We start from the raw sequence: 17,306 nt of genomic DNA, 5'->3' as shown, positions 1-17,306 counted from the left end.
AACGAGGGCCCACCCACCCCGCTCACATGGGCTGCGGGACCTGCGGTGCGGGCGAGTCGTTCCCGACCGGCTGCGTCCTCGGTGCGGCGAGGAGGACGTACACGAACAGTCCGGCCATGGCGATGACGCCCGCCCACATGGACCGGGACCAGGCCTCGACGAACGCGAGGTGGGCGCCGTCGAGCAGGAGGCTCGCCCGGTCACCCGCTTGTGCGGCGGCACCGTGGGCGGCCCCGAGGCCCTGGCTGGCAACCTCGGCGATGTCAACGGGGAACCCGACGAGGCGAGGGCCGATCGCGTCCCGGTAGCCGGCGGACAGCACCGCCCCGAGCAGCGCCACACCGAGCGCGCTGCCCAGCTCGCGGGTGGTGTCGTTGAGTGCCGAGGCAACGCCCTGCCGGTCGGCCGGGAGCGACGCGGTGATCGCCTCCGTCGAGGGGGTCATCGTCAGGCCCATCCCGGCGCCGATCACGAGCATGCCGGGGAGGACCGACAGGTAGCCACCGTCAACGGAGACCAGCAGCGCCATGGTGGCCAGCCCCACGCCGGCGATGCCGATGCCGACCAGGCTGGTGGTCCGGTTGCCGATGGCGTTGGCCAGCTTCGGAGCGAGTCCCGAGGAGGCCATCATCAGCAGCCCCATCGGCAGCAGCGCGGCGGTCGACCGGAGCGCCGACCAACCGAGCACCCCCTGGAAGTAGGGGAACAGGACGATGAACACCCCGCCGAGCACGCCGAAGAGCACGATCAGGGCGACCGAGCCGGTGGCGAGTCGCCGGTCACCGAAGACGCGCACGTCCAGCAGCGGCGCCAGGCTGCGTCGTTCGGTGACGACGAACCCCAGGGTGGCGAGCAGGCCGCCGAGAAGGGCGAGGAGCGTGACGGGGTCGGTCCACCCGTGGACGGGCCCCTCGTGGATGGCGAAGACGAGGCCGCTGACCGCCACCATGGACAACAGGGACCCCCGGAGGTCGAACGGCTGGTCGGTCCGTTCGCGGGAGTTGGGGACGGCCCGGACCGTGGCCACAGCGGCCACGACCGCAAGGGCGATCGGCAGGACGAACAGCCAGCGCCAGTCGACCAGGTCGACCATCAGGGCCGCCACGAACATCCCGATCAACCCACCGCCGCCCGCGACCCCTGCCCAGACCCCGATGGCCTGGGCCCGCTCCTCCTCCGGGAAGGTCGAGGTGATGACCGACAGGGTCACCGGCATGATCATGGCCGCGCTGACCCCGGCCACGACCCTGACGACGATCATGAAGTCGGAGGAGGGGGCGAGGGCCGCGGCGACGGTGGCGAGCACGAACACGGTCAGGCCGGCGAGCAGGACGGGCTTGCGGCCCCACCGGTCGCCGATGGCGCCGATGGGCATCAGCATGGCGGCCAGCGCCAGGGCGTAGGCGTTGATGATCCACAGGACGGTGCTCTGGGAAGCGCCGAAGTCGAGCGCAAGCTCCTGCTGGGCGACGTTGAGGCCCGTGACCGAGGCGATCACGGCCATCAGCGCGGTGCACGACGCGAAGAGGATCTGCCGTTTGCGTCGGTCGTCGTGCACGAGCATGCCGTCGTTGCGAGGCGAGGGGGTGGATGACATTCGGAACCTCCGGGTCGTGATCTGCGTGGAGGGAACGGTAGGTCGAGTTGCTTGATCGGCACCCCTGATTGCTGAGTTGGCAAACCGCGCATACGGTGGCCCCGATGACCGACGACCTCGACGCCCCGCTGGACGAGCGCGTTCGCAACCGCATCCGACTGCTGCGCACCGAACGGAACCTGACGCTGCAGCAGGTCGCCGCCGCCGCCCACCTCGACGTGTCCACCCTCAGCCGTCTCGAGTCCGGCAAGCGCCGCCTGGCCATCGACCACCTCCCCGGGCTGGCAGGCGCCCTCGGGGTGACCGTCGACGAGCTGCTGGGGCCGACGGTCCGCCCCGACCCCCGGGTCCAGCGCGATCCGATCGTCGGCGCCGGGATGACGATGTGGCCGTTGACCCACTACGGCACGGCAACGGGCCTGCAGGCCTTTCGCTGCGTCATCGACGCCGAACGCAGCACACCCCCCGACCCGCTGCCCGTGCACGAGGGACGGGACTGGATCTACGTCCTGAGCGGCCGGCTGTGGCTGCTGCTGGGCGAGGACGACCTGACGATCGTCCCCGGCGAGGCGGTCGAGTTCAGCACCCTGACCCCGCACTGGTTCGGCACCCGCGCCGGGATGGTCGAGATCATCGGGATCTTCGGCTCACACGGGGAACGCGTGCACCTGTCCCACTGATGCTGGCTGTGCGGCGTCGTGGGTGGGTGTGGTCGCACCTCGTAGCGACAACCACCGGCGCCACGCGCGTCAGCGCCGGTCGGTGATCACCGGATTCGGGTGCTGCTCGGACTCCCACGGCACGTGCAGCACCACGAGGCTGCGGGACGCACCGGGGCGGGGGACGGCGGGCACCACCTCGTCGTCGACCTCCGGCACGCAGCCGGGACTGACGATCACCTCGACCGTCTGGCGGACCGGGCTCGTCTCGACGACCGTGATGTCGTCGATGTCCCGGGCGCTGCAGCTGCGCTCGAGCGGGACGAAGAGCGCTAGACGTCCCCGACCGGGGGCCGGCGGGGCACCGGACATGCCGAGCTGCCGCCACATCGCCGCGATGCCCTCGCCACCATCCGGGACCGTGATGGGGCCGTGACTCGTGTCCGGTGTCGTCCCGTCGAACGCAACCGTCACCCCGCCCAGCGACCACTGCCCAGCAGGGGCATCACGTTCGCCCCCGCCGTTGGTCGCGAGCACCGCACCGCCGATGACGACGAGCATCCCGGCGACGAGCCAGTGGCGAACCATCGACACCCCCTCCCCTGCCGTGCGGGCAACGGCCCGCGCCTCACCTTGTCGCAGACACTCGAACGGCTGTCCGCCAACATCAACGAAACCGATAGTCTACGATCAAAGGGACCACGACAAGGCCCGTTCAGGATGCCGGGGCGATCAGGGGAGGAGCGCAGATCTTGGTGAGGCACGTCGTCGCCGCTGTGCTCGGTGTGGGCGCTGTGGCACTTGCCATGGCGGCAGTTTCCGGGGGCGCCTGGTTCCTGTTGCCGATCCCCGCTGCCCTGCTGTGGGCTGCATGGCGACTGGTGGCTCGACCCCATCCAGCCGAGCCACTCGTCCACTTGCTGTCGGCCGGTGTCTTCGGCCTGGTGCTGCTCACCGGTCTGGCCGAACCGAGCGGCTGGTTCGTCGTGGTCGGCGCCGCGGGCCTCCTGTCGTCGCTGGCGTTGCGCACCGAAGCGCTCTGACGGCAGGCCGAGTGTCCCTCCTTCCAGCGGCTCAGAGGGGATCGAGGCGGGCCCGAAGCAGGCAGAACACATTGCCCTCGGGGTCGGCGAGGACGTGCCATGACACGTCCTTCCCCTGGCCGATGTCGGCCGGGCGTGCGCCGAGGGCGAGGAGGCGTTCGAGCTCGGCGTCCTGGTCGCGGTCGGTGGCGTTGACGTCGATGTGCAGCCGGGGCTTGGTCGCCGTCGCCGGTTCTCCCGGGATGAGGATGATCGTCGGCTGCGGCCCGCCGAACCCCTCCCGCGGTCCGATCTCCACCAGTCCGCCCTCCTCGCGGTCGAGCACGACGAAGTCCAGCACCTCGCACCAGAACCGTGCAAGCAGCTCGGGGTCGCGGCACTCGAGCACGAGCTCGCTGATCCGACACGCCATGGACGCCACTTCCTCTCCCGTGGACCTGTGGGTGCGCTCGGTCGGCACCATCGGCAGTTCACGTCAGGGGCGTCGACGCGTAGTGCCCATGCCCGTCTGCCCGGCCGTCCGCATCAGTCCTTGGCGGCCTGCTGCTCCTGGATCAGGAAGAGGAGGCCGTCGAGCTCCTTCTCGATGCCAGCCGACAGCGGCAGCTCGGCGCTGGCCAGCAGGGACTCCTTGATCGCACGGAGGGCCTTGGGCGACTGCTCGGCGAGGGCACCGGCGAGGGTGCTGACGCGGTCGTGCAGGTCGGCGGTGGGGACGCTGGCGTTGACCAGGCCGAGCTGCTCGGCGGCGGGGCCGTCGAGGACCTTGCCGAGGTACAGCAGCTCCGCCGCGCGGGCCGAGCCGATCAGCCGGGGCAGGCGTTGCGTCCCGCCGCCGCCGGGCATCAGGCCGTGGCGGACCTCGGTCAGGCCGACCTTGGCGTCGGTGGCCATGACCCGCATGTCGCAGGCCAGCGCCATCTCGAACCCGCCGCCAAGCGCGTAGCCGTTGATGGCGGCGATGGTGGGACGGGGCAGGCAGGCGAGCTGCTCGATGTCGCGGGCACCGCGGAGGCGTTCGCGTCGCTCGACCGGGGTCTCGGGCTGCCCGGCCTCCTTCAGGTCCATGCCGGCGCAGAAATGCCGGTCCCCCTTGCCGGTCAGCACCACGACCCGGACGGCGTCATCGGTCGCGGCGGCGGTGTACACCTCGGCCAGCTCGCGGCGCATCGCCTGGTCGCGCGAGTTCGCGGCGTCCGGGCGGGCCAGGGTGATCGTCAGCACCCCGCGGTGGTCGAGGTCGACCTCGATGGCCTCGCGGACGGTGGCGGGGTCGAGCGCGGTCGAGCTGGTCATGCGGACAGCCGTTCGATGATGGTGGCGTTGGCCTGTCCCCCGGCCTCGCACATGACCTGCAGGCCGTAGCGGCCGTCACGGCGCTCGAGCTCGTGGAGGAGGGTGGTCATCAGCCGGGTGCCCGAGCAGCCGAGCGGATGGCCCAGCGCGATGGCGCCGCCGTTGACGTTGACCCGCTCGTCGGTGACGCCCATCTCCTTCATCCATGCCAGGGGGACGGACGCGAAGGCCTCGTTGACCTCGAACAGGTCGATGTCGTCCAGCGTCAGGCCGGCCCGGTCGAGGGCCTTCTGGGTGGCCGGGATGATGGCGGTGAGCATCATCGTCGGGTCGTCGCCCACGACGGCGAAGTCGACGAATCGGGCGCGGGGACGCAGCCCCAGCTGCTCGGCGACGTCGGCGGCCGCGACGAGCACCGCGGAGGCGCCGTCGCTGATCTGCGAGGAGTTGCCGGCGGTGACGATCCACGGCAGGTCGGGGTGCTGGCGGCGGGCCTCGTCGGTGCCGAAGACGGCGTCGAGGGAGGCCAGCTTCTCCATCGTCGTGGCCGGCCGGATGCCCTCGTCGGCGGTGACGGGCGTCCCGTCGTGGCCGGGGACGAGCAGGATCTCCTCGGCGAACCAGCCCTGCTCGGTGGCGTGATGGGCGCGCTGGTGGGAGGCGAGGGAGAGGGCGTCGCACTCCTCACGGGTGATCGACCACTTGGCGGCGACCCGTTCGGCGGCGATGCCCTGGTTGACCAGCCCGTCGGGGTAGCGGGCGCGGACGCCATCGCCGAGGTGGTCGGCGCCGGCGGTGTTGGACTGCATGCGGACCCGGCTGAGCATCTCCACGCCGCCGGCGACGACGAGGTCCATCGAGCCGGCCATGATGGCCTGGGCGGCGAAGTGGGCGGCCTGCTGGGAGGAGCCGCACTTGCGGTCGACGGTGGTGGCGGGGACGTGCTCGGGGTAGCCGGCGGCGAGGACGGCCTGGCGGGTGATGTTGCCGCCCTGCTGGCCGATCTGGGTGACGTTGCCGCCGATGACGTCGTCGACGCGGCCGGCGTCGATGCCGGTGCGGTCGACGAGGGCGCGGAGGACGTGGCCGAACAGGTCGACCGGGTGGGTGTCGGCCAGCGCGCCGCCGGGCTTGCCCTTCCCCGTGGGGGTCCGGATCGCGTCGACGATCACGGCCTCTCGCAACGTGCGCATGTCCTACCTTCCGGTCGAGCCGCCCGGGCTCGGCCGGCATCCGCTAAGTAGGATAACAGTTGTACCAATAGGCGTGGAAGCGGAGGACAGCGTGCGACGAGTCATCACCGGTGTGGACCCCGACGGCAGGTCGGTCCTGGAGGTGGACGTGCCGGCCCCGACCGTGGAGTTCGGCCCGGGCTTCGCCGTGACCGACCTGTGGAGGGTGGAGGAGCCGCCGACGTCCCCGATGGACGGCGAGGCCCCGACGTCCTACTCCTTCGAGCCGACCCACGGCGGCGCGGTGTTCCGCGTGGTGACGATCCCCCCGGACGAGGTGGTCGAGGCGTCCATCGCGGCCGGCGAGAAGTGGGGCCGAAACAGCCCCTACCGCCGCACCGGCGAGGACTACGGCCTGCACGCCACCACCACCCAGGACTACGTGACGGTCATCTCCGGCCGGGTCGACCTCCGCATGCCCGACGGCGAGCAGGTCCGACTCGGTCCGGGCGACGTGGTCGTGCAGCGCGGCGCCGAGCACGCATGGCGCAACCCCGGCCCCGAACCCTTGGTGCTGCACGTGGTGATGCTCGGCGGCGGCCCACCCATCCAGGCGGACGCCGACCACGAATCAGCCGATCAACCCCGGTAGATACGTCACCAGCGCGGGGAACGCGAACAGGACGGCGATGGTCATGGCGTCGACGGCGCCGAACCAGAGGACGCCCTTGAAGGCGTCCTCGACGGTCAGGTCGGGGGAAGCACCCGCGACGACGTAGACGTTGATCCCCACCGGTGGGGTGATCAGGCCGAGCTCGATCATCTTCACGACCAGGATGGCGAACCAGACGCCGTCGTAGCCGAGCTCGACGACCACCGGGTGCATCAGGGGGACGGTGATCAGCATGATCGACAGGCCGTCCAGGACCATGCCGAGCGGGATCATCATCAGCAGGAAGAAGATGACCACGGCGATGCCGCTGACGGGTAGGTCGACGATCCACGTGGCGAAGTCCCGCGCGTACCCGCCGGAGGCCATGAAGAAGGTGAAGACCCCTCCCCCGATCAGCAGCATGAAGATCATGCTGGTCACGGCGGTGGTCTCGTGGATGGCGTCCCGCACCCGCCCCCACACCGACATGTCCGGCCGTCGCCAGGCCGTCCACACCAGCAGGACCAGCGCGGCGAACGCCGCGACCGCCCCCGACTCGGTCGCGGTGAACACGCCGCTGTAGATCCCGCCGACCACGATCGAGAACAGCACGGCGATCTTGGCTACCGCCGCCCAGCCCTGCCCACCCGACACGTCCGCCGACGACTCGACCCCCTCGCCCTCGAAGACGAACGACGGGGACACCTCCACCCGCTGGCGGTACATGACCAGCACGCCGTACAGCACCGCCGACAGCACGCCGGGCACGATGCCGGCGATCAGCAGCTGCCCGACGCTCTCCCCGCTCAGCGTCCCGTAGACGATCAGCACCACGCTCGGCGGGATCAGGATCCCGAGGGTCCCCGCCGCCCCGACGATGCCCGCCGCGAACGACGCGGAGTACCCGTGGCGGCGCATCTCGGTGATGGAGATCCGCCCGATCGTCGCCACGGTCGCCGCGCTGGACCCGGTCACGGCCGCGAACCCGGCACAGGCCGCCACCGTCGCCAGCCCCAACCCGCCCGGCATCCGCGCGAACGTCCGCGCGGCGAACCCGTAGACGTCGGTGGCGATCCCCGCCTGGACCACCAGCATCCCCATGATCACGAACATCGGGATCAGCGTCAGCGTGAACACGGCCGTGGCGGAGTACGGCGTGTTGGCGACGGTGTTGAAGGCGTAGCCGGCGTCGCGCAGCAGCACCAGCCCGACCGCACCGGAGGTCAGCAGCGAGAACGCCACCGGTACCTCCGTCGCGATGAGCGCGACCAGCAGGACCAGCGCGACGATCAGGACCAGGATGGGATCCACGTCGGTCAGCCGTCCTGCTCGGGGCGGCCGGCGGCCGTGGCCAGCGCCGAGGCGAGGACCTCCAGCGACAGCAGGCCGAGCCCGACGGGCACCGCCAGCCGACCGGGCCACGTCGGCACGGACCGCACCCCGAACCGCGCCTCGCCGGCCTGCCACGCCTCGATGCCCCGCCCGGCGGTGGCGACGGTGCACCACACCAGCACCGCAGCCGCGACCAGCAGGCCGACGACCCGTGCGGGCCGGGCGATCCGGTCGGGCAGCCGCGAGGTGACCAGCTCGGTCCGGACGTGGCTGCCCGACTGCTGGGCGTAGGCCAGGCCGGCGAAGACCACGAAGGCCAGCAGCACCTCGCTGAACTCCACGCTCCCCTGGACCGAGGAGGTCAGCAGCGCCCGCATCGCCACGTTGGCGACGAGGATCAGCACGAGGGCGATGACCATGGCCCCCGAGATCCACGAGAGCATCCGCGAGGTGGCCGCCAGGAGGTCGCGGGCGCGGGTCACGATCAGGAGTCCTGCACCTCGGCGCATCGGCTGATGCCCGACTCGTAGCCGGCGAACTCCCCGCTCGCGGCGTCCTCGTAGTAGCCGACGAACTGGTCGTACATGCCCGCGGGGTCGGTCGCCCCCGCCTCGGTGGCGAGGTCCTCCCATGCCTGGCGCGGCCCCTCCCCGATGGCGTCGCGCCACCGCTGCGTCTCCTCCTCGGGGAAGATCGAGACCGACCCGCCCTCCTCCAGGATGATCGTGCAGGCCTCGTCCTCCGCGGCGGTCGTGGTCTCGACGACCCACTGGGGGAACTCGGCGGAGACCTCGTCGACCAGCGCCCGCATGTCCTCGCTCAACGACTCGTAGGTGTCCAGGGCCATGCCCCAGGTCGTGATGGCGTAGTGGCCCAGCCGGGCGTCGTGGATGTGCGGGCCCACCTCGTGCAGGCCGGTGGAGGGGATGACGTCCAGGATCATCCCGCCGTAGGCGTCGACGGTGCCGCGCTGCATCGCCTCGTAGGTCTCGCCGACGGGGATGGCAGCGGGGTTGGCGCCGACGGCCTCGAGCGCCTTGACGTAGAAGCCGGCGGCGCGGACGTTGCGTCCCTCGAACCAGTCGATGGAGTCCACCTGCTCCTGCGCACCGGTCAGCGACGGGGCGATGGGCACGAACGACAGCACCTTGATGCCCTGGTCCTCCCACTCGGCTCGGAACTCCTCGTTCTCGGCGTACAGGGTGTTCATCGCGGTGACCTGTGCGCCGAGGTTCTCCCCGAGGAAGGGGATCTCGACCATCTGCGTCAACGGGAACTCGGTCGGCGTGTAGGCGTAGGAGAGATTGCCGAGCTGCACCCGGCCGTCCTGCAGGCCGGTCTTGATGTCCTGCGGGCCGAGCAGCTCGCCGCTCCAGAACGGGTTGATGGTCACCGCGCCGCCGGAGCGCTCCTGGATCTCCTCCATCCACCGGGCGTAGGCCCGTCCCTGACCGGTGTCCTCGGCGAGGAAGGCGGCCATGTCCCACTCGACGTCCTCGAGGTCGGCGGTGTCGCCGGCCGGCTCGGCGCTGGTGGCGTCGTCGTCGGACCCGGCGGCGTCAGTGGTCTCCGACGCGCTGTCGGATCCGCTGCATGCGGCCAGGAGCAGCATCAGTGCGAGCAGCCCGCTGGCCAGGCTCGCGCGGACAGGACTGGATGACTTCCCCATGGCTCGTGCTCCCGTGTCGGCTCTCTCGGGAGACTCACCCTAGACACACCGATCAATAGATATCAAGCTATTTATAATCCTTGATCAGGTGAAAGGATCGGGGTGGGTCCCTGATGCGGAACGACCGCTCGTCGCGATGGGCTGACGGCTCACCAGTCCACGACAGAGAGGATCCGCCATGCCGTCGACGATCTCACCATCGCCCACGAGCCCCACGACCATCAGGACCCGCCGGTTCGGCGCTGCGCTGATCAGCCTGCTGCTGCTCGGCACCGCGTGCGGCGGTGGGGAGGACGGCGACCAGCGGCAGCTCATCGTCGACGCGCTGACCGAGGGTGGTGCGGTGACCCAGACCCAGGCCGAGTGCGTGGTCGACGGCCTCTACGAGGAGCTCGACGCCGACACCGTCAACGCGCTGGACCCCTCGCAGGACGAGGTCGACGACCCCGAGGTGGCCGCGGTCCTGCAGGAGGCCTTCCAGGAGTGCACCAGCGAGGGGTGAGCCACGACCTGAAGCCGACGCTGGGTCAGTCGTAGTCGTAGAAGCCCTTGCCGGCCTTCCGGCCCAGGTGGCCGGCGGCGACCATGTTGCGCAGGCCCACGGTTGGGCGAAAGCGGTCGCCGTGGGCCTCGGCGAGGGACTCCACGGCGTGCAGGTAGGTGTCCAGGCCGTTGAAGTCCCCGAGCTCCAGCGGCCCCATCGGGAAGTTGAAGCCCAGCTTCATCGCGGTGTCGATGTCCTCGGCGGTGGCCACGCCCTCCTCCAGCATGCGCAGGCACTCCATCCGCAGGATCGCGTAGGCGCGGGAGGTGATGAACCCGGGGCTGTCCTTCCGGCAGACCACCACCGTCTTCCCCAACCCCTCGGCGAACGACCGTGCCCGCTCCAGCGCCTCGTCCCCGGTCGCCAGCCCGCGGACCAGCTCGCACAGCTTCATCAGCACGGGCGGGTTGAAGAAGTGCATGCCGACCAGCCGCCCGGCCGCGTCCCCCAGCGCCGCACCGATCGAGGTGATCGACAGCTGGGAGGTGTTGGTGCCGATCAGCGCCCCGGCCGGGGCCGCCGCCACCACGGCGGTCAGGACCTCCTGCTTGAGGGCCAGCACCTCGGGCACCGCCTCGACCACGACGTCGACGTCGGCCACCGACCCGGCAAGGTCCGTCGTCCACGACAGCCGGCCACGGACGGCGTCGGCCTCCTCCCCCGTCATGCGGCCCTTCTCCACCAGCTTGCCCAGCGAGAACTCCACGGCCGTCCGGCCACGGTCCAGGGCGGGCTCGTCGATGTCGCGGACCGCCACGTCGTGGCCGGCCATGGCGGACAGCTGGGCGATCCCGCTGCCCATGATCCCGGCCCCCAGCACTGCGACCTTCATCGTCGTTCCTTCCTCACTCGGTGTCAGCGCCCCAGCAGGAGCGTGTTGTGGTACTGCGCGCCGGACCCGGCCCCGGTGACTAGGGCCACCCCGGCGTCGGCGACCTGTCGTTGCCCAGCCTCGCCGCGCAGCTGGTGCACGGCCTCGACGACCTTCAGCGTCGGCCCGCCCCAGCCGATGTGGCTGTAGGACAGCAGGCCGCCGTCGGGGTTGACCGGGACCGGCGACCCCTCGCCGATGCCGACGTCGGTGACGTAGCCGGCGGCCTCACCCGGCGGACACAGCCCGGCGACCTCCAGCTGGCGGAGGATCTCGAAGGAGTTGATGTCATACAGCAGCGCGACGTCGACGTCGGCCGGCGCGACGCCTGCCATGCGGTAGGTGTCGGTGGCGGCCGCGCGGCCGATCGTCCAGATCTCCTCGTGGCGGGCCGGGTCGACGTACTGCTGGCGGTGCCACTCGCTGGACCCGCCCAGCACCCGCACCGGTGCACGCGTGTCGGCCGCACGGTCCGCGGCGGTGATGACCATGGCCGCCGCGCCCTCGGTCGCCAGGCACAGGTCGAGGAGGGTCAGCGGCGAGGCGATCATCGGCGCACCGAGCACGTCCTCGGCGGTGTACGGCCCCTTGCCGAACATCACCGCGTCGGGGTTGGCGTGCCCGCGGTTGCGCACCGTCGCAGCGGCCTGTGCGGCCCCCTGCCGGTACTCCGGATGCAGGTGGTGCTGCCGCTGGGCGACCATCGCGAAGTGCACGGCGGTGAACGCACCCCACGGCGCGACGAACTCGTTGTCGGGCCGGGTGTAGGCGGCGACGGCCCCGCCCGAGCGGATCGCGGCCTGCCCCCCGACGACCAGCACGGTGTGGCACAGGCCCGCCGCGATCGCAGCGGCGGCGTCGAGCACGGCCGGTACGCCCTGGGGGTAGGTGTCCTGCACCCACCGCAGCGGATGGCCGAGCAGGGACGTCCAGTCCACCGACCCCGGATGCATGACGGTGCCGCCGGGCCCGGGCCACCGTCCGGCGATGCCGTCGACGTCGGCCGGGGACAGCCCGGCGTCGTCCAGCGCGCCCAGGGCGGCCTCGAGGCAGGCCGACAGGGCCGTGCGGTCCAGCTGCTTGGCCTGGGCGGTGGCGTGCACGCCCACGACGCGGGCCTGCTGCAGGGGGCTGGTCACCACGGGCCTAGACCTGCCGGTCGCTGGACCAGCGGGCGCTGCGCAGCGTCGCCTTGTCGATCTTGCCGACGGCGTTCTTGGGCAGCGCGTCCACCCGGACGACGGTCTCGGGGATCTTCAGGGTCGGCAGGCCCTGCGCCCTGCACCACGCCTGCAGGTCCGGCATCTCGCCGTTGTCGCTGCGAAGTGCGACCACCGCCTCCACCGCCTCGCCCCAGCGGTCGTCGGGCACGCCGATGACGGCGACCTCCAGCACGTCGGGATGCCGGTGGATGACAGCCTCGACCTCGCTGGGCGCGATGTTGTAGCCACCCCGGATGATGATGTCCTTGACCCGGTCGACGATGTAGAGGAACCCGTCCTCGTCCACGGTGGCGATGTCCCCGGAGCGGACCCACCCGTCGACCAGCGTCTGGGCGGTCCGCTCGGGCTCGCCGTAGTAGCCCTTCATCATGTACGGGGCGGCGAAGATGACCTCTCCCCGCTCGCCCGTGCCGACGTCGCGGCCGTCGGCGTCGACGACACGGACGTCCATCAGGTAGGAGGACTGGCCGGCCGATCCGAACAGCTCGGGCCGGCCCTCGAGTGCGGCCAGGTGGTCGGCCTTGCGCAGCATCGTGCCGATGGAGGCGACCTCGGCCATCCCGTACAGCTGCACGAAGATGGGCCCGAACCGCTCGACCAACGCACGGGCCTTGTCGGGCGCCATCGGGGCGGCGCCGTAGCCGAGGGTGACCAGTCCGTCCAGGGCGGTCGAGCCGGGAGGGACCCGGTCGAGCAGCCGGTACAGCTGGGTGGGCACCAGGTAGGTGTGGGTCGCCCGGTGGTGGGCGATCGCGTCGACGAAGCCCTGCGGGTCGAAGCCGCGGCTGTCGACGAACCCGACGGCCGCGCCGACCATCATGCAGGGCACGAGGGTGATGTTGACCGAGGAGTTGTGGGGGATGGCGACCAGGTACCGGCTGGTGTGGTCGATCTCGTACTCCATGCAGGCCACCGGGGCGTGCTGCATGACGCGGGAGTGGTCGAACCACACTCCCTTGGGCGTGCCGGTCGTCCCGCTCGTGTAGACGATGCAGAACTCGTCCTCGGGCCGGACCTCGTGGAGGGTGGAGGGGTCGCTGGCGTCGGCGCGGTCGCGACGGGCCGCCCATCCCTCCTCCCCCTCGTCGTCGAGCTCCAGGACGGGGATGCCGGCGGGGTCGGCGACCTCGTGGGCCAGGGCGGCAAGGTCGGCGGAGGCGATGATCACCGACGGTTCGGCGTTGCCGAGGATGTGGGACAGGTCGTGGGCGGACAGGCGGAAGTTGAGGCCGACGTAGACCATGCCGGCCTTGGCGACGCCGGCCAGGACCTCGCAGACCTCCAGCCGGTTGGGGGCCAGCAGGGCGACCCGGTCGCCCCGCTCGACGCCCATGTCGGTTAGCAGGTGGGCGACCTGGTTGGAGCGGCGGTCCAGCTCGGCCCAGGTCAGCTCGCCCGTGTCGTCGAACGCGGCGACCCGGTCGGGGTACCGGCGGGCGGATCGGGTGACGGTCAGGCCGACGTTCATGCCGTCGCCCCCTCGGTGTCGGTGGTGGAGGGATCGGTGGCGGCGGTGTCGTCGGCGGGGGTGAAGACGGGTAGGCGGCGGCCGTCCCGATCCTCCCAGGCGACGCTGACGCGCTGGCCGATGTGCACGTCGGCCGGGTCGACGCCGACGATGTTGGTCATCATGTGCCAGCCCTCGTCGAGGTCGACGATCGCCACGACGTAGGGGACGTCGCGGTCGCCGGTGGGCGAGCGGTGGACGACGGAGTGGCTGTGGACCGTCCCGATGCCGGCGCTGTCCTGCCAGGTCAACCGTTCGGACTGGCAGGCGTGGCAGGCGATGCGGGGGGTGAACAGGTTGGTGCCGCAGTCCTCGCAGACCTGTCGGACCAGCCGCCGGTCGGCCGCACCGTCCCAGAACGGTTCGGTGAGGGGCGAGGGGCTCGGGAGGCCGATCACGACGTCGGGGCCTCGGCGAGCAGCAGGTGGGCGGCCTGCTTGGCGGGCATGCCGACGGTCACGCCACGGCGGCGGGCCGGCTCGTTGCAGGCGGCGATGATGCCGTCGTCGTAGCTGGAGCGGGCGTCGCCGATCGCGGCGGTGAGGGCCGAGACGCTGGCCCCGGCCAGGCCGTGCTCCTCCACGATCGCCAGCCCCGCGGTGCCCGAGTCGTTCTTGCCGCCGCCGCCGTCGGAGCAGATGAAGCCCCACGGGCGGAACTCCAGCAGGAACGACGCGCCGGACCGGCCGGTGTGGCCGGCGGTGACCAGGACGTTGCGGTCCCGGTCCTCGGGCCGGGCGAAGATGATGGAGTCGGTGACGACGACCTGGCGGCCGGTGGGTGAGGTCTCGACCACCTCGCGCCGGACCTTGGTGCCGACCTCGGTGTCGGAGGGGTCGGTGGTCAGCAGCAGCCGGGCGGCCTCGGCGACGGGCATGCCCCGGGTGACCCCGCACTGCTCGGCCAGGATGTTGACCCGGCTGACGATGCCCTCGTCGTACAGGTCCTGCCCGTTGCCGAGCTCGGCGGAGGCCCCGTCGGCGGCAACGGCAGGGATGCCGAGCGCCTCGAGGTAGTACAAACCCTGGATGCCGGCGGCGTCCTTGCCGATCCCCCCGTCGTGCCCGATGACCGCCCGGGGCCGGTGCGGCGCCATCAGCCTGGCGGGCAGCACCCCGATGTAGGACGCGGCGACGACCACGTCGCGGTCGGTGTTGGACGCGTCGACGTACCGGGCGGAGTCCATCGTGACGACACGCCGACCCCCCTCCTCCACCACGACCTCCTGCGGGTGCGGCTCGGACTCCAGCAGGTCACCCATGACGCTCTCCTCCACACGACTCGACATACACCCTGCCAAGCATAGAGGATATTCATGCGCATGGTTAAGTAGGAGTCTGCTACGACCCGCCGACCCCAGCACTGCACCGCCGCCGTGGACCAACAACGGGTGTGTGCTGCAAACCGCAGATCCCAGAGCTGCACCGCCGCAGGGCGCCGGCGATCCGTGGTGGCTCCCGCAGCGCCCCGATGCGAAGCGAGGGGTCGAGGAAGCCGCCGCGGATCGCCGGTTACGAGCCCGAGGACCCGACGAGCGGAGCGAGGACCAACAAGCATCGCCGGTCACGAGCCCGAGGACCGTGGCGGCGAAGCCGCCACCATGTGTCACGCGCCGCCGAAGTGCTCCCAGGACAGCTTGTGGGTCAGGACGTTGCTGTAGCGCTTCTCGAAGTACGTCAGCGTGTCGTCCATGTGGGCCTTCATCGCCGCTTCGCTGGCCTCGGGGTCGGCGGCGGCGACGGCGTCGGCGATGGCCTGGTGGGCCTCGAGCACAGCCTTGCGGAACCGCAGGGGGTAGTCGATGCCGAGGACGGTCCCGTCGGTGATCCAGTGCAGCGAGTTGATCAGGTAGCCGAAGATCGGGTTGCCCGACCCCCAGGCGATCAGGTCGTGGAACTGGCGGTTCTCGTCGAGGAAGGTGTCCCAGTCCGACAGGTTGGCGCCCATCCGCTCGACGGATTCCTGCAGGGCCTCGACGGTGTGGGCGTCATCGGCGCTGGCGGCCAGCCGGGCGGTGACGGGTTCCAGGCCCTGCCGCGCCTCGATGACCGACCGGAACTCCGTCCCCGCGAACTGCATCAGCAGGGCGAAGGTCGAGGCGAGGTGGCGCGAGTCGGGGGCCGCGACCGCCGGGCCGCCCTTGGGACCGGTCTTGATGGTCAACACGCCCTGCAGCTCGAGGTAGCGCAACGCCTCGCGCATGGTGCCGCGGCCGACGTTGAAGTCCTCCATGAGGACCCGCTCGGGGGGCAGCGGGTCGCCCTCGCCGAGTCCCTCCGCGGTGATCCGGTCGACGATCCCGGCGGCCACGATGGTCGCGGTCTTCTGCGGACGGCTGCGGGTGACGCTTCGAGGGGTGACGTCCAGACGTCGCCCGTCCCTGTCCCGCACTCCAGCCATCCCCGTACCTCTCGTTCGCGTATTCAGTCGGTTTATCACCCTCAACGTAACCGCTGGACCGCCCGACGGGGCGGCGGTATTGCGAACGGCTGTCAGCTGGCTCAGCCCCGCTGGTCGAACCGACGGCCGAGGTACTGGGAGATGATCCGGGTGCGCTGGATGGTCGGCGTGCCCCCGCCGAGGGCCCAGCCGTGGGCGTCCCGGTGGTGCCGCTCGACGTGGTAGTCCGGGTGGTAACCGTACCCGCCGTGCAGCATCACGGCCTTGTCGGAGACCTTCTTGGCCATCTCGTTGGCGAAGCACTTCGCCATCGACGCCTGCAGCGGATCGGGGGTGCCCCGGCCGGCTGCGGCAGCGGCCCGCCAGATCAGCAGCCGGGCGGCCTCGACCTGCAGGATCATGTCGGCCAGCTGCTCCTGCACGGTCTGGAACTCGATGATCGGCTTGCCGAACTGGTGGCGTTCCTGCACGTAGGCGGCGGTGCGGTCGACGCAGGCCTGGCCGATGGCGAGGCTCATGGTGGAGTTGCCCAGCCGCTCGATGGAGAACGCCTCGAACAGCTGCTTGAACCCGCCGGCGGGGATGATCAGGTTCTCCGCCGGGACGCGGACGTTGTCGAGGAACATGTCGGCCGACGGGATGCCGCGGAAGCCCATCATCTGTTCCTGAGGGCCGAACGTCAGGCCCTCGGCGTCCTTGTCGACGACGACCGCACCGATGCCCCGCGCGCCCGGGTTGTCGTCGAGGCGGACGTAGATCAGGTACTGCTCGGCGTGGCCGGCGCCGGAGCACCAGCGCTTCATGCCATCGATGACGTAGTGGTCCCCGTCGAGCCGGGCGGTCGTGGTCAGGTCGGTCGCCGCGGACCCGGCGTCGGGCTCGGAGATCGACACGGCCAGGGTCGACTCGCCCCGCACGATGGGCGGCAGCAGCCGCTCCTTCTGCTCGTCGGTGCCGAACAGCTCGATGACGCGGGTGGGGCCGGTGTTGGCCTCGAAGACCTGGAAGGCCACGATCTGGTTGCGCTTGGCCAGCTCTTCCACGACGAGCAGGGCGTCGAGCAGCTCGCCGCCGGCGCCGCCGTACGCCTCGGGGATGGCGATGCCGAGCAGCCCGAGCTCGGCCAGCGCCGTGCGGTCGGCGTCGGGCAGGAACGTGGCGTCGCGGTCCCACTCCAGCGCCTTGGCGGCCCAGCGTTCGTCGGCCACCCGGCCGGCCATGTCCCGCAGCGCCTGCTGCTCCTCGGTCAAGGTGAAGTCGATCACGGCACGCCCGTCCATCTCCGACGCCCCCGACGGGCGCCACGCTAAATAGGGATATTCATGAGCATAGTTGACCGCG

19 protein-coding genes are annotated in these 17,306 nt (G+C 71.1%); 4 read left to right on the top strand and 15 right to left on the bottom strand.

Features of this window, described 5'->3' with window-relative positions; genetic code table 11:
• Nucleotides 1-22 precede the first annotated feature (22 nt).
• Entirely contained in the window at nt 23-1,597 is a 1,575-nt protein-coding gene (locus CUC05_RS10440) for an MFS transporter (protein ID WP_108666032.1), read from the bottom strand.
• A 104-nt stretch (nt 1,598-1,701) separates the two neighbouring features.
• Between CUC05_RS10440 and CUC05_RS10435 the strand changes: the two genes are divergently transcribed.
• Nucleotides 1,702-2,277, top strand: coding sequence for a helix-turn-helix domain-containing protein (locus tag CUC05_RS10435; protein WP_108666031.1), 576 nt, complete (start codon nt 1,702-1,704; stop codon nt 2,275-2,277).
• A gap of 69 nt (nt 2,278-2,346) precedes the next feature.
• On the opposite strand, the gene CUC05_RS10430 is transcribed toward CUC05_RS10435, so the two are convergent.
• Nucleotides 2,347-2,844, bottom strand: a complete 498-nt coding sequence (locus tag CUC05_RS10430) for a hypothetical protein (RefSeq protein ID WP_157965439.1) — start codon at nt 2,842-2,844, stop codon at nt 2,347-2,349.
• 218 nt (nt 2,845-3,062) lie between these two features.
• Between CUC05_RS10430 and CUC05_RS24650 the strand changes: the two genes are divergently transcribed.
• Complete coding sequence (locus tag CUC05_RS24650; RefSeq protein WP_157965438.1) at nt 3,063-3,299, top strand: hypothetical protein; 237 nt, start codon at nt 3,063-3,065, stop codon at nt 3,297-3,299.
• A gap of 31 nt (nt 3,300-3,330) precedes the next feature.
• Here CUC05_RS24650 and CUC05_RS10425 read toward each other — a convergent pair whose 3' ends face one another.
• The 3 genes from CUC05_RS10425 to CUC05_RS10415 all read right to left on the bottom strand — a co-directional run bounded on the left by CUC05_RS10425 (nt 3,331) and on the right by CUC05_RS10415 (nt 5,779).
• Nucleotides 3,331-3,711: a VOC family protein gene (locus CUC05_RS10425; protein ID WP_108666161.1), complete on the bottom strand. Its 381-nt coding sequence runs from the start codon at nt 3,709-3,711 to the stop codon at nt 3,331-3,333.
• Between the two features lie 113 nt (nt 3,712-3,824).
• Nucleotides 3,825-4,595 (bottom strand): enoyl-CoA hydratase/isomerase family protein, encoded by a 771-nt coding sequence (locus CUC05_RS10420; protein WP_108666029.1) that lies wholly within the window; start codon nt 4,593-4,595, stop codon nt 3,825-3,827.
• Complete coding sequence (locus CUC05_RS10415) at nt 4,592-5,779, bottom strand: thiolase family protein (protein ID WP_108666160.1); 1,188 nt, start codon at nt 5,777-5,779, stop codon at nt 4,592-4,594. The genes CUC05_RS10420 and CUC05_RS10415 overlap by 4 nt, the downstream gene beginning before the upstream one ends.
• A gap of 100 nt (nt 5,780-5,879) precedes the next feature.
• Between CUC05_RS10415 and CUC05_RS10410 the strand changes: the two genes are divergently transcribed.
• Nucleotides 5,880-6,419: a cupin domain-containing protein gene (locus tag CUC05_RS10410; protein ID WP_157965437.1), complete on the top strand. Its 540-nt coding sequence runs from the start codon at nt 5,880-5,882 to the stop codon at nt 6,417-6,419.
• Here the strand turns inward: CUC05_RS10410 and CUC05_RS10405 are convergent.
• The 3 genes from CUC05_RS10405 to dctP are packed head-to-tail and all read right to left on the bottom strand — an operon-like array spanning nt 6,399 to nt 9,420.
• Nucleotides 6,399-7,730, bottom strand: a complete 1,332-nt coding sequence (locus CUC05_RS10405) for a TRAP transporter large permease (RefSeq protein ID WP_157965436.1) — start codon at nt 7,728-7,730, stop codon at nt 6,399-6,401. The genes CUC05_RS10410 and CUC05_RS10405 overlap by 21 nt on opposite strands.
• A gap of 5 nt (nt 7,731-7,735) precedes the next feature.
• The gene (locus CUC05_RS10400; RefSeq protein WP_157965435.1) at nt 7,736-8,233 is read right to left on the bottom strand and encodes a TRAP transporter small permease; all 498 of its coding nucleotides are present in this window, start codon (nt 8,231-8,233) and stop codon (nt 7,736-7,738) included.
• Between the two features lie 2 nt (nt 8,234-8,235).
• Entirely contained in the window at nt 8,236-9,420 is a 1,185-nt protein-coding gene (dctP, locus tag CUC05_RS10395) for a TRAP transporter substrate-binding protein DctP (protein WP_108666025.1), read from the bottom strand.
• Between the two features lie 178 nt (nt 9,421-9,598).
• On the opposite strand from dctP, the gene CUC05_RS10390 reads away from it, so the two are divergent.
• Nucleotides 9,599-9,922, top strand: a complete 324-nt coding sequence (locus tag CUC05_RS10390) for a hypothetical protein (protein WP_108666024.1) — start codon at nt 9,599-9,601, stop codon at nt 9,920-9,922.
• A gap of 25 nt (nt 9,923-9,947) precedes the next feature.
• On the opposite strand, the gene CUC05_RS10385 is transcribed toward CUC05_RS10390, so the two are convergent.
• From CUC05_RS10385 to CUC05_RS10355, 7 genes are all read right to left on the bottom strand, one after another.
• Nucleotides 9,948-10,796: a 3-hydroxyacyl-CoA dehydrogenase family protein gene (locus CUC05_RS10385; RefSeq protein WP_108666023.1), complete on the bottom strand. Its 849-nt coding sequence runs from the start codon at nt 10,794-10,796 to the stop codon at nt 9,948-9,950.
• A 23-nt stretch (nt 10,797-10,819) separates the two neighbouring features.
• A complete protein-coding gene (locus tag CUC05_RS10380; protein ID WP_108666159.1) occupies nt 10,820-11,974 on the bottom strand; it encodes a thiolase family protein in 1,155 nt (384 codons plus the stop codon).
• Nucleotides 11,975-11,981: 7 nt separating this feature from the next.
• Nucleotides 11,982-13,526 carry a class I adenylate-forming enzyme family protein gene (locus tag CUC05_RS10375; RefSeq protein WP_108666022.1) on the bottom strand — a complete coding sequence of 515 codons (1,545 nt, stop codon included), beginning with the start codon at nt 13,524-13,526 and terminating at the stop codon, nt 11,982-11,984.
• The gene (locus CUC05_RS24645; RefSeq protein ID WP_157965434.1) at nt 13,523-13,963 is read right to left on the bottom strand and encodes a Zn-ribbon domain-containing OB-fold protein; all 441 of its coding nucleotides are present in this window, start codon (nt 13,961-13,963) and stop codon (nt 13,523-13,525) included. The genes CUC05_RS10375 and CUC05_RS24645 overlap by 4 nt, the downstream gene beginning before the upstream one ends.
• Nucleotides 13,960-14,826 (bottom strand): hypothetical protein, encoded by an 867-nt coding sequence (locus CUC05_RS10365; RefSeq protein WP_108666158.1) that lies wholly within the window; start codon nt 14,824-14,826, stop codon nt 13,960-13,962. Before CUC05_RS10365 ends, CUC05_RS24645 begins: the two co-directional genes overlap by 4 nt.
• A 344-nt stretch (nt 14,827-15,170) precedes the next feature.
• Complete coding sequence (locus CUC05_RS10360) at nt 15,171-15,965, bottom strand: FadR/GntR family transcriptional regulator (RefSeq protein WP_108666020.1); 795 nt, start codon at nt 15,963-15,965, stop codon at nt 15,171-15,173.
• A 101-nt stretch (nt 15,966-16,066) separates the two neighbouring features.
• Nucleotides 16,067-17,245, bottom strand: coding sequence for an acyl-CoA dehydrogenase family protein (locus tag CUC05_RS10355; protein ID WP_108666019.1), 1,179 nt, complete (start codon nt 17,243-17,245; stop codon nt 16,067-16,069).
• Nucleotides 17,246-17,306: the final 61 nt, after the last annotated feature.

Origin of the sequence: Euzebya rosea, assembly GCF_003073135.1 — a bacterium.
GTDB lineage: Bacteria > Actinomycetota > Nitriliruptoria > Euzebyales > Euzebyaceae > Euzebya > Euzebya rosea.
The sequence above is the reverse complement of the archived record's forward strand: the minus strand, read 5'-3'. Positions and strand labels throughout refer to the sequence as shown.

Bases quoted from the DNA above. Each gene is read 5' to 3' on its own strand.
- CUC05_RS10435 (WP_108666031.1), top strand. From the start codon at position 1,702: ATGACCGACGACCTCGACGCCCCGCTGGACGAGCGCGTTCGCAACCGC.
- CUC05_RS10365 (WP_108666158.1), bottom strand. From the start codon at position 14,826: ATGGGTGACCTGCTGGAGTCCGAGCCGCACCCGCAGGAGGTCGTGGTG.
- CUC05_RS10440 (WP_108666032.1), bottom strand. From the start codon at position 1,597: ATGTCATCCACCCCCTCGCCTCGCAACGACGGCATGCTCGTGCACGAC.
- CUC05_RS10355 (WP_108666019.1), bottom strand. From the start codon at position 17,245: ATGGACGGGCGTGCCGTGATCGACTTCACCTTGACCGAGGAGCAGCAG.
- CUC05_RS10430 (WP_157965439.1), bottom strand. From the start codon at position 2,844: ATGGTTCGCCACTGGCTCGTCGCCGGGATGCTCGTCGTCATCGGCGGT.
- CUC05_RS10360 (WP_108666020.1), bottom strand. From the start codon at position 15,965: ATGGCTGGAGTGCGGGACAGGGACGGGCGACGTCTGGACGTCACCCCT.
- CUC05_RS10375 (WP_108666022.1), bottom strand. From the start codon at position 13,526: ATGAACGTCGGCCTGACCGTCACCCGATCCGCCCGCCGGTACCCCGAC.
- CUC05_RS10385 (WP_108666023.1), bottom strand. From the start codon at position 10,796: ATGAAGGTCGCAGTGCTGGGGGCCGGGATCATGGGCAGCGGGATCGCC.
- CUC05_RS24650 (WP_157965438.1), top strand. From the start codon at position 3,063: ATGGCGGCAGTTTCCGGGGGCGCCTGGTTCCTGTTGCCGATCCCCGCT.
- dctP (WP_108666025.1), bottom strand. From the start codon at position 9,420: ATGGGGAAGTCATCCAGTCCTGTCCGCGCGAGCCTGGCCAGCGGGCTG.
- CUC05_RS10390 (WP_108666024.1), top strand. From the start codon at position 9,599: ATGCCGTCGACGATCTCACCATCGCCCACGAGCCCCACGACCATCAGG.
- CUC05_RS10425 (WP_108666161.1), bottom strand. From the start codon at position 3,711: ATGGCGTGTCGGATCAGCGAGCTCGTGCTCGAGTGCCGCGACCCCGAG.
- CUC05_RS10420 (WP_108666029.1), bottom strand. From the start codon at position 4,595: ATGACCAGCTCGACCGCGCTCGACCCCGCCACCGTCCGCGAGGCCATC.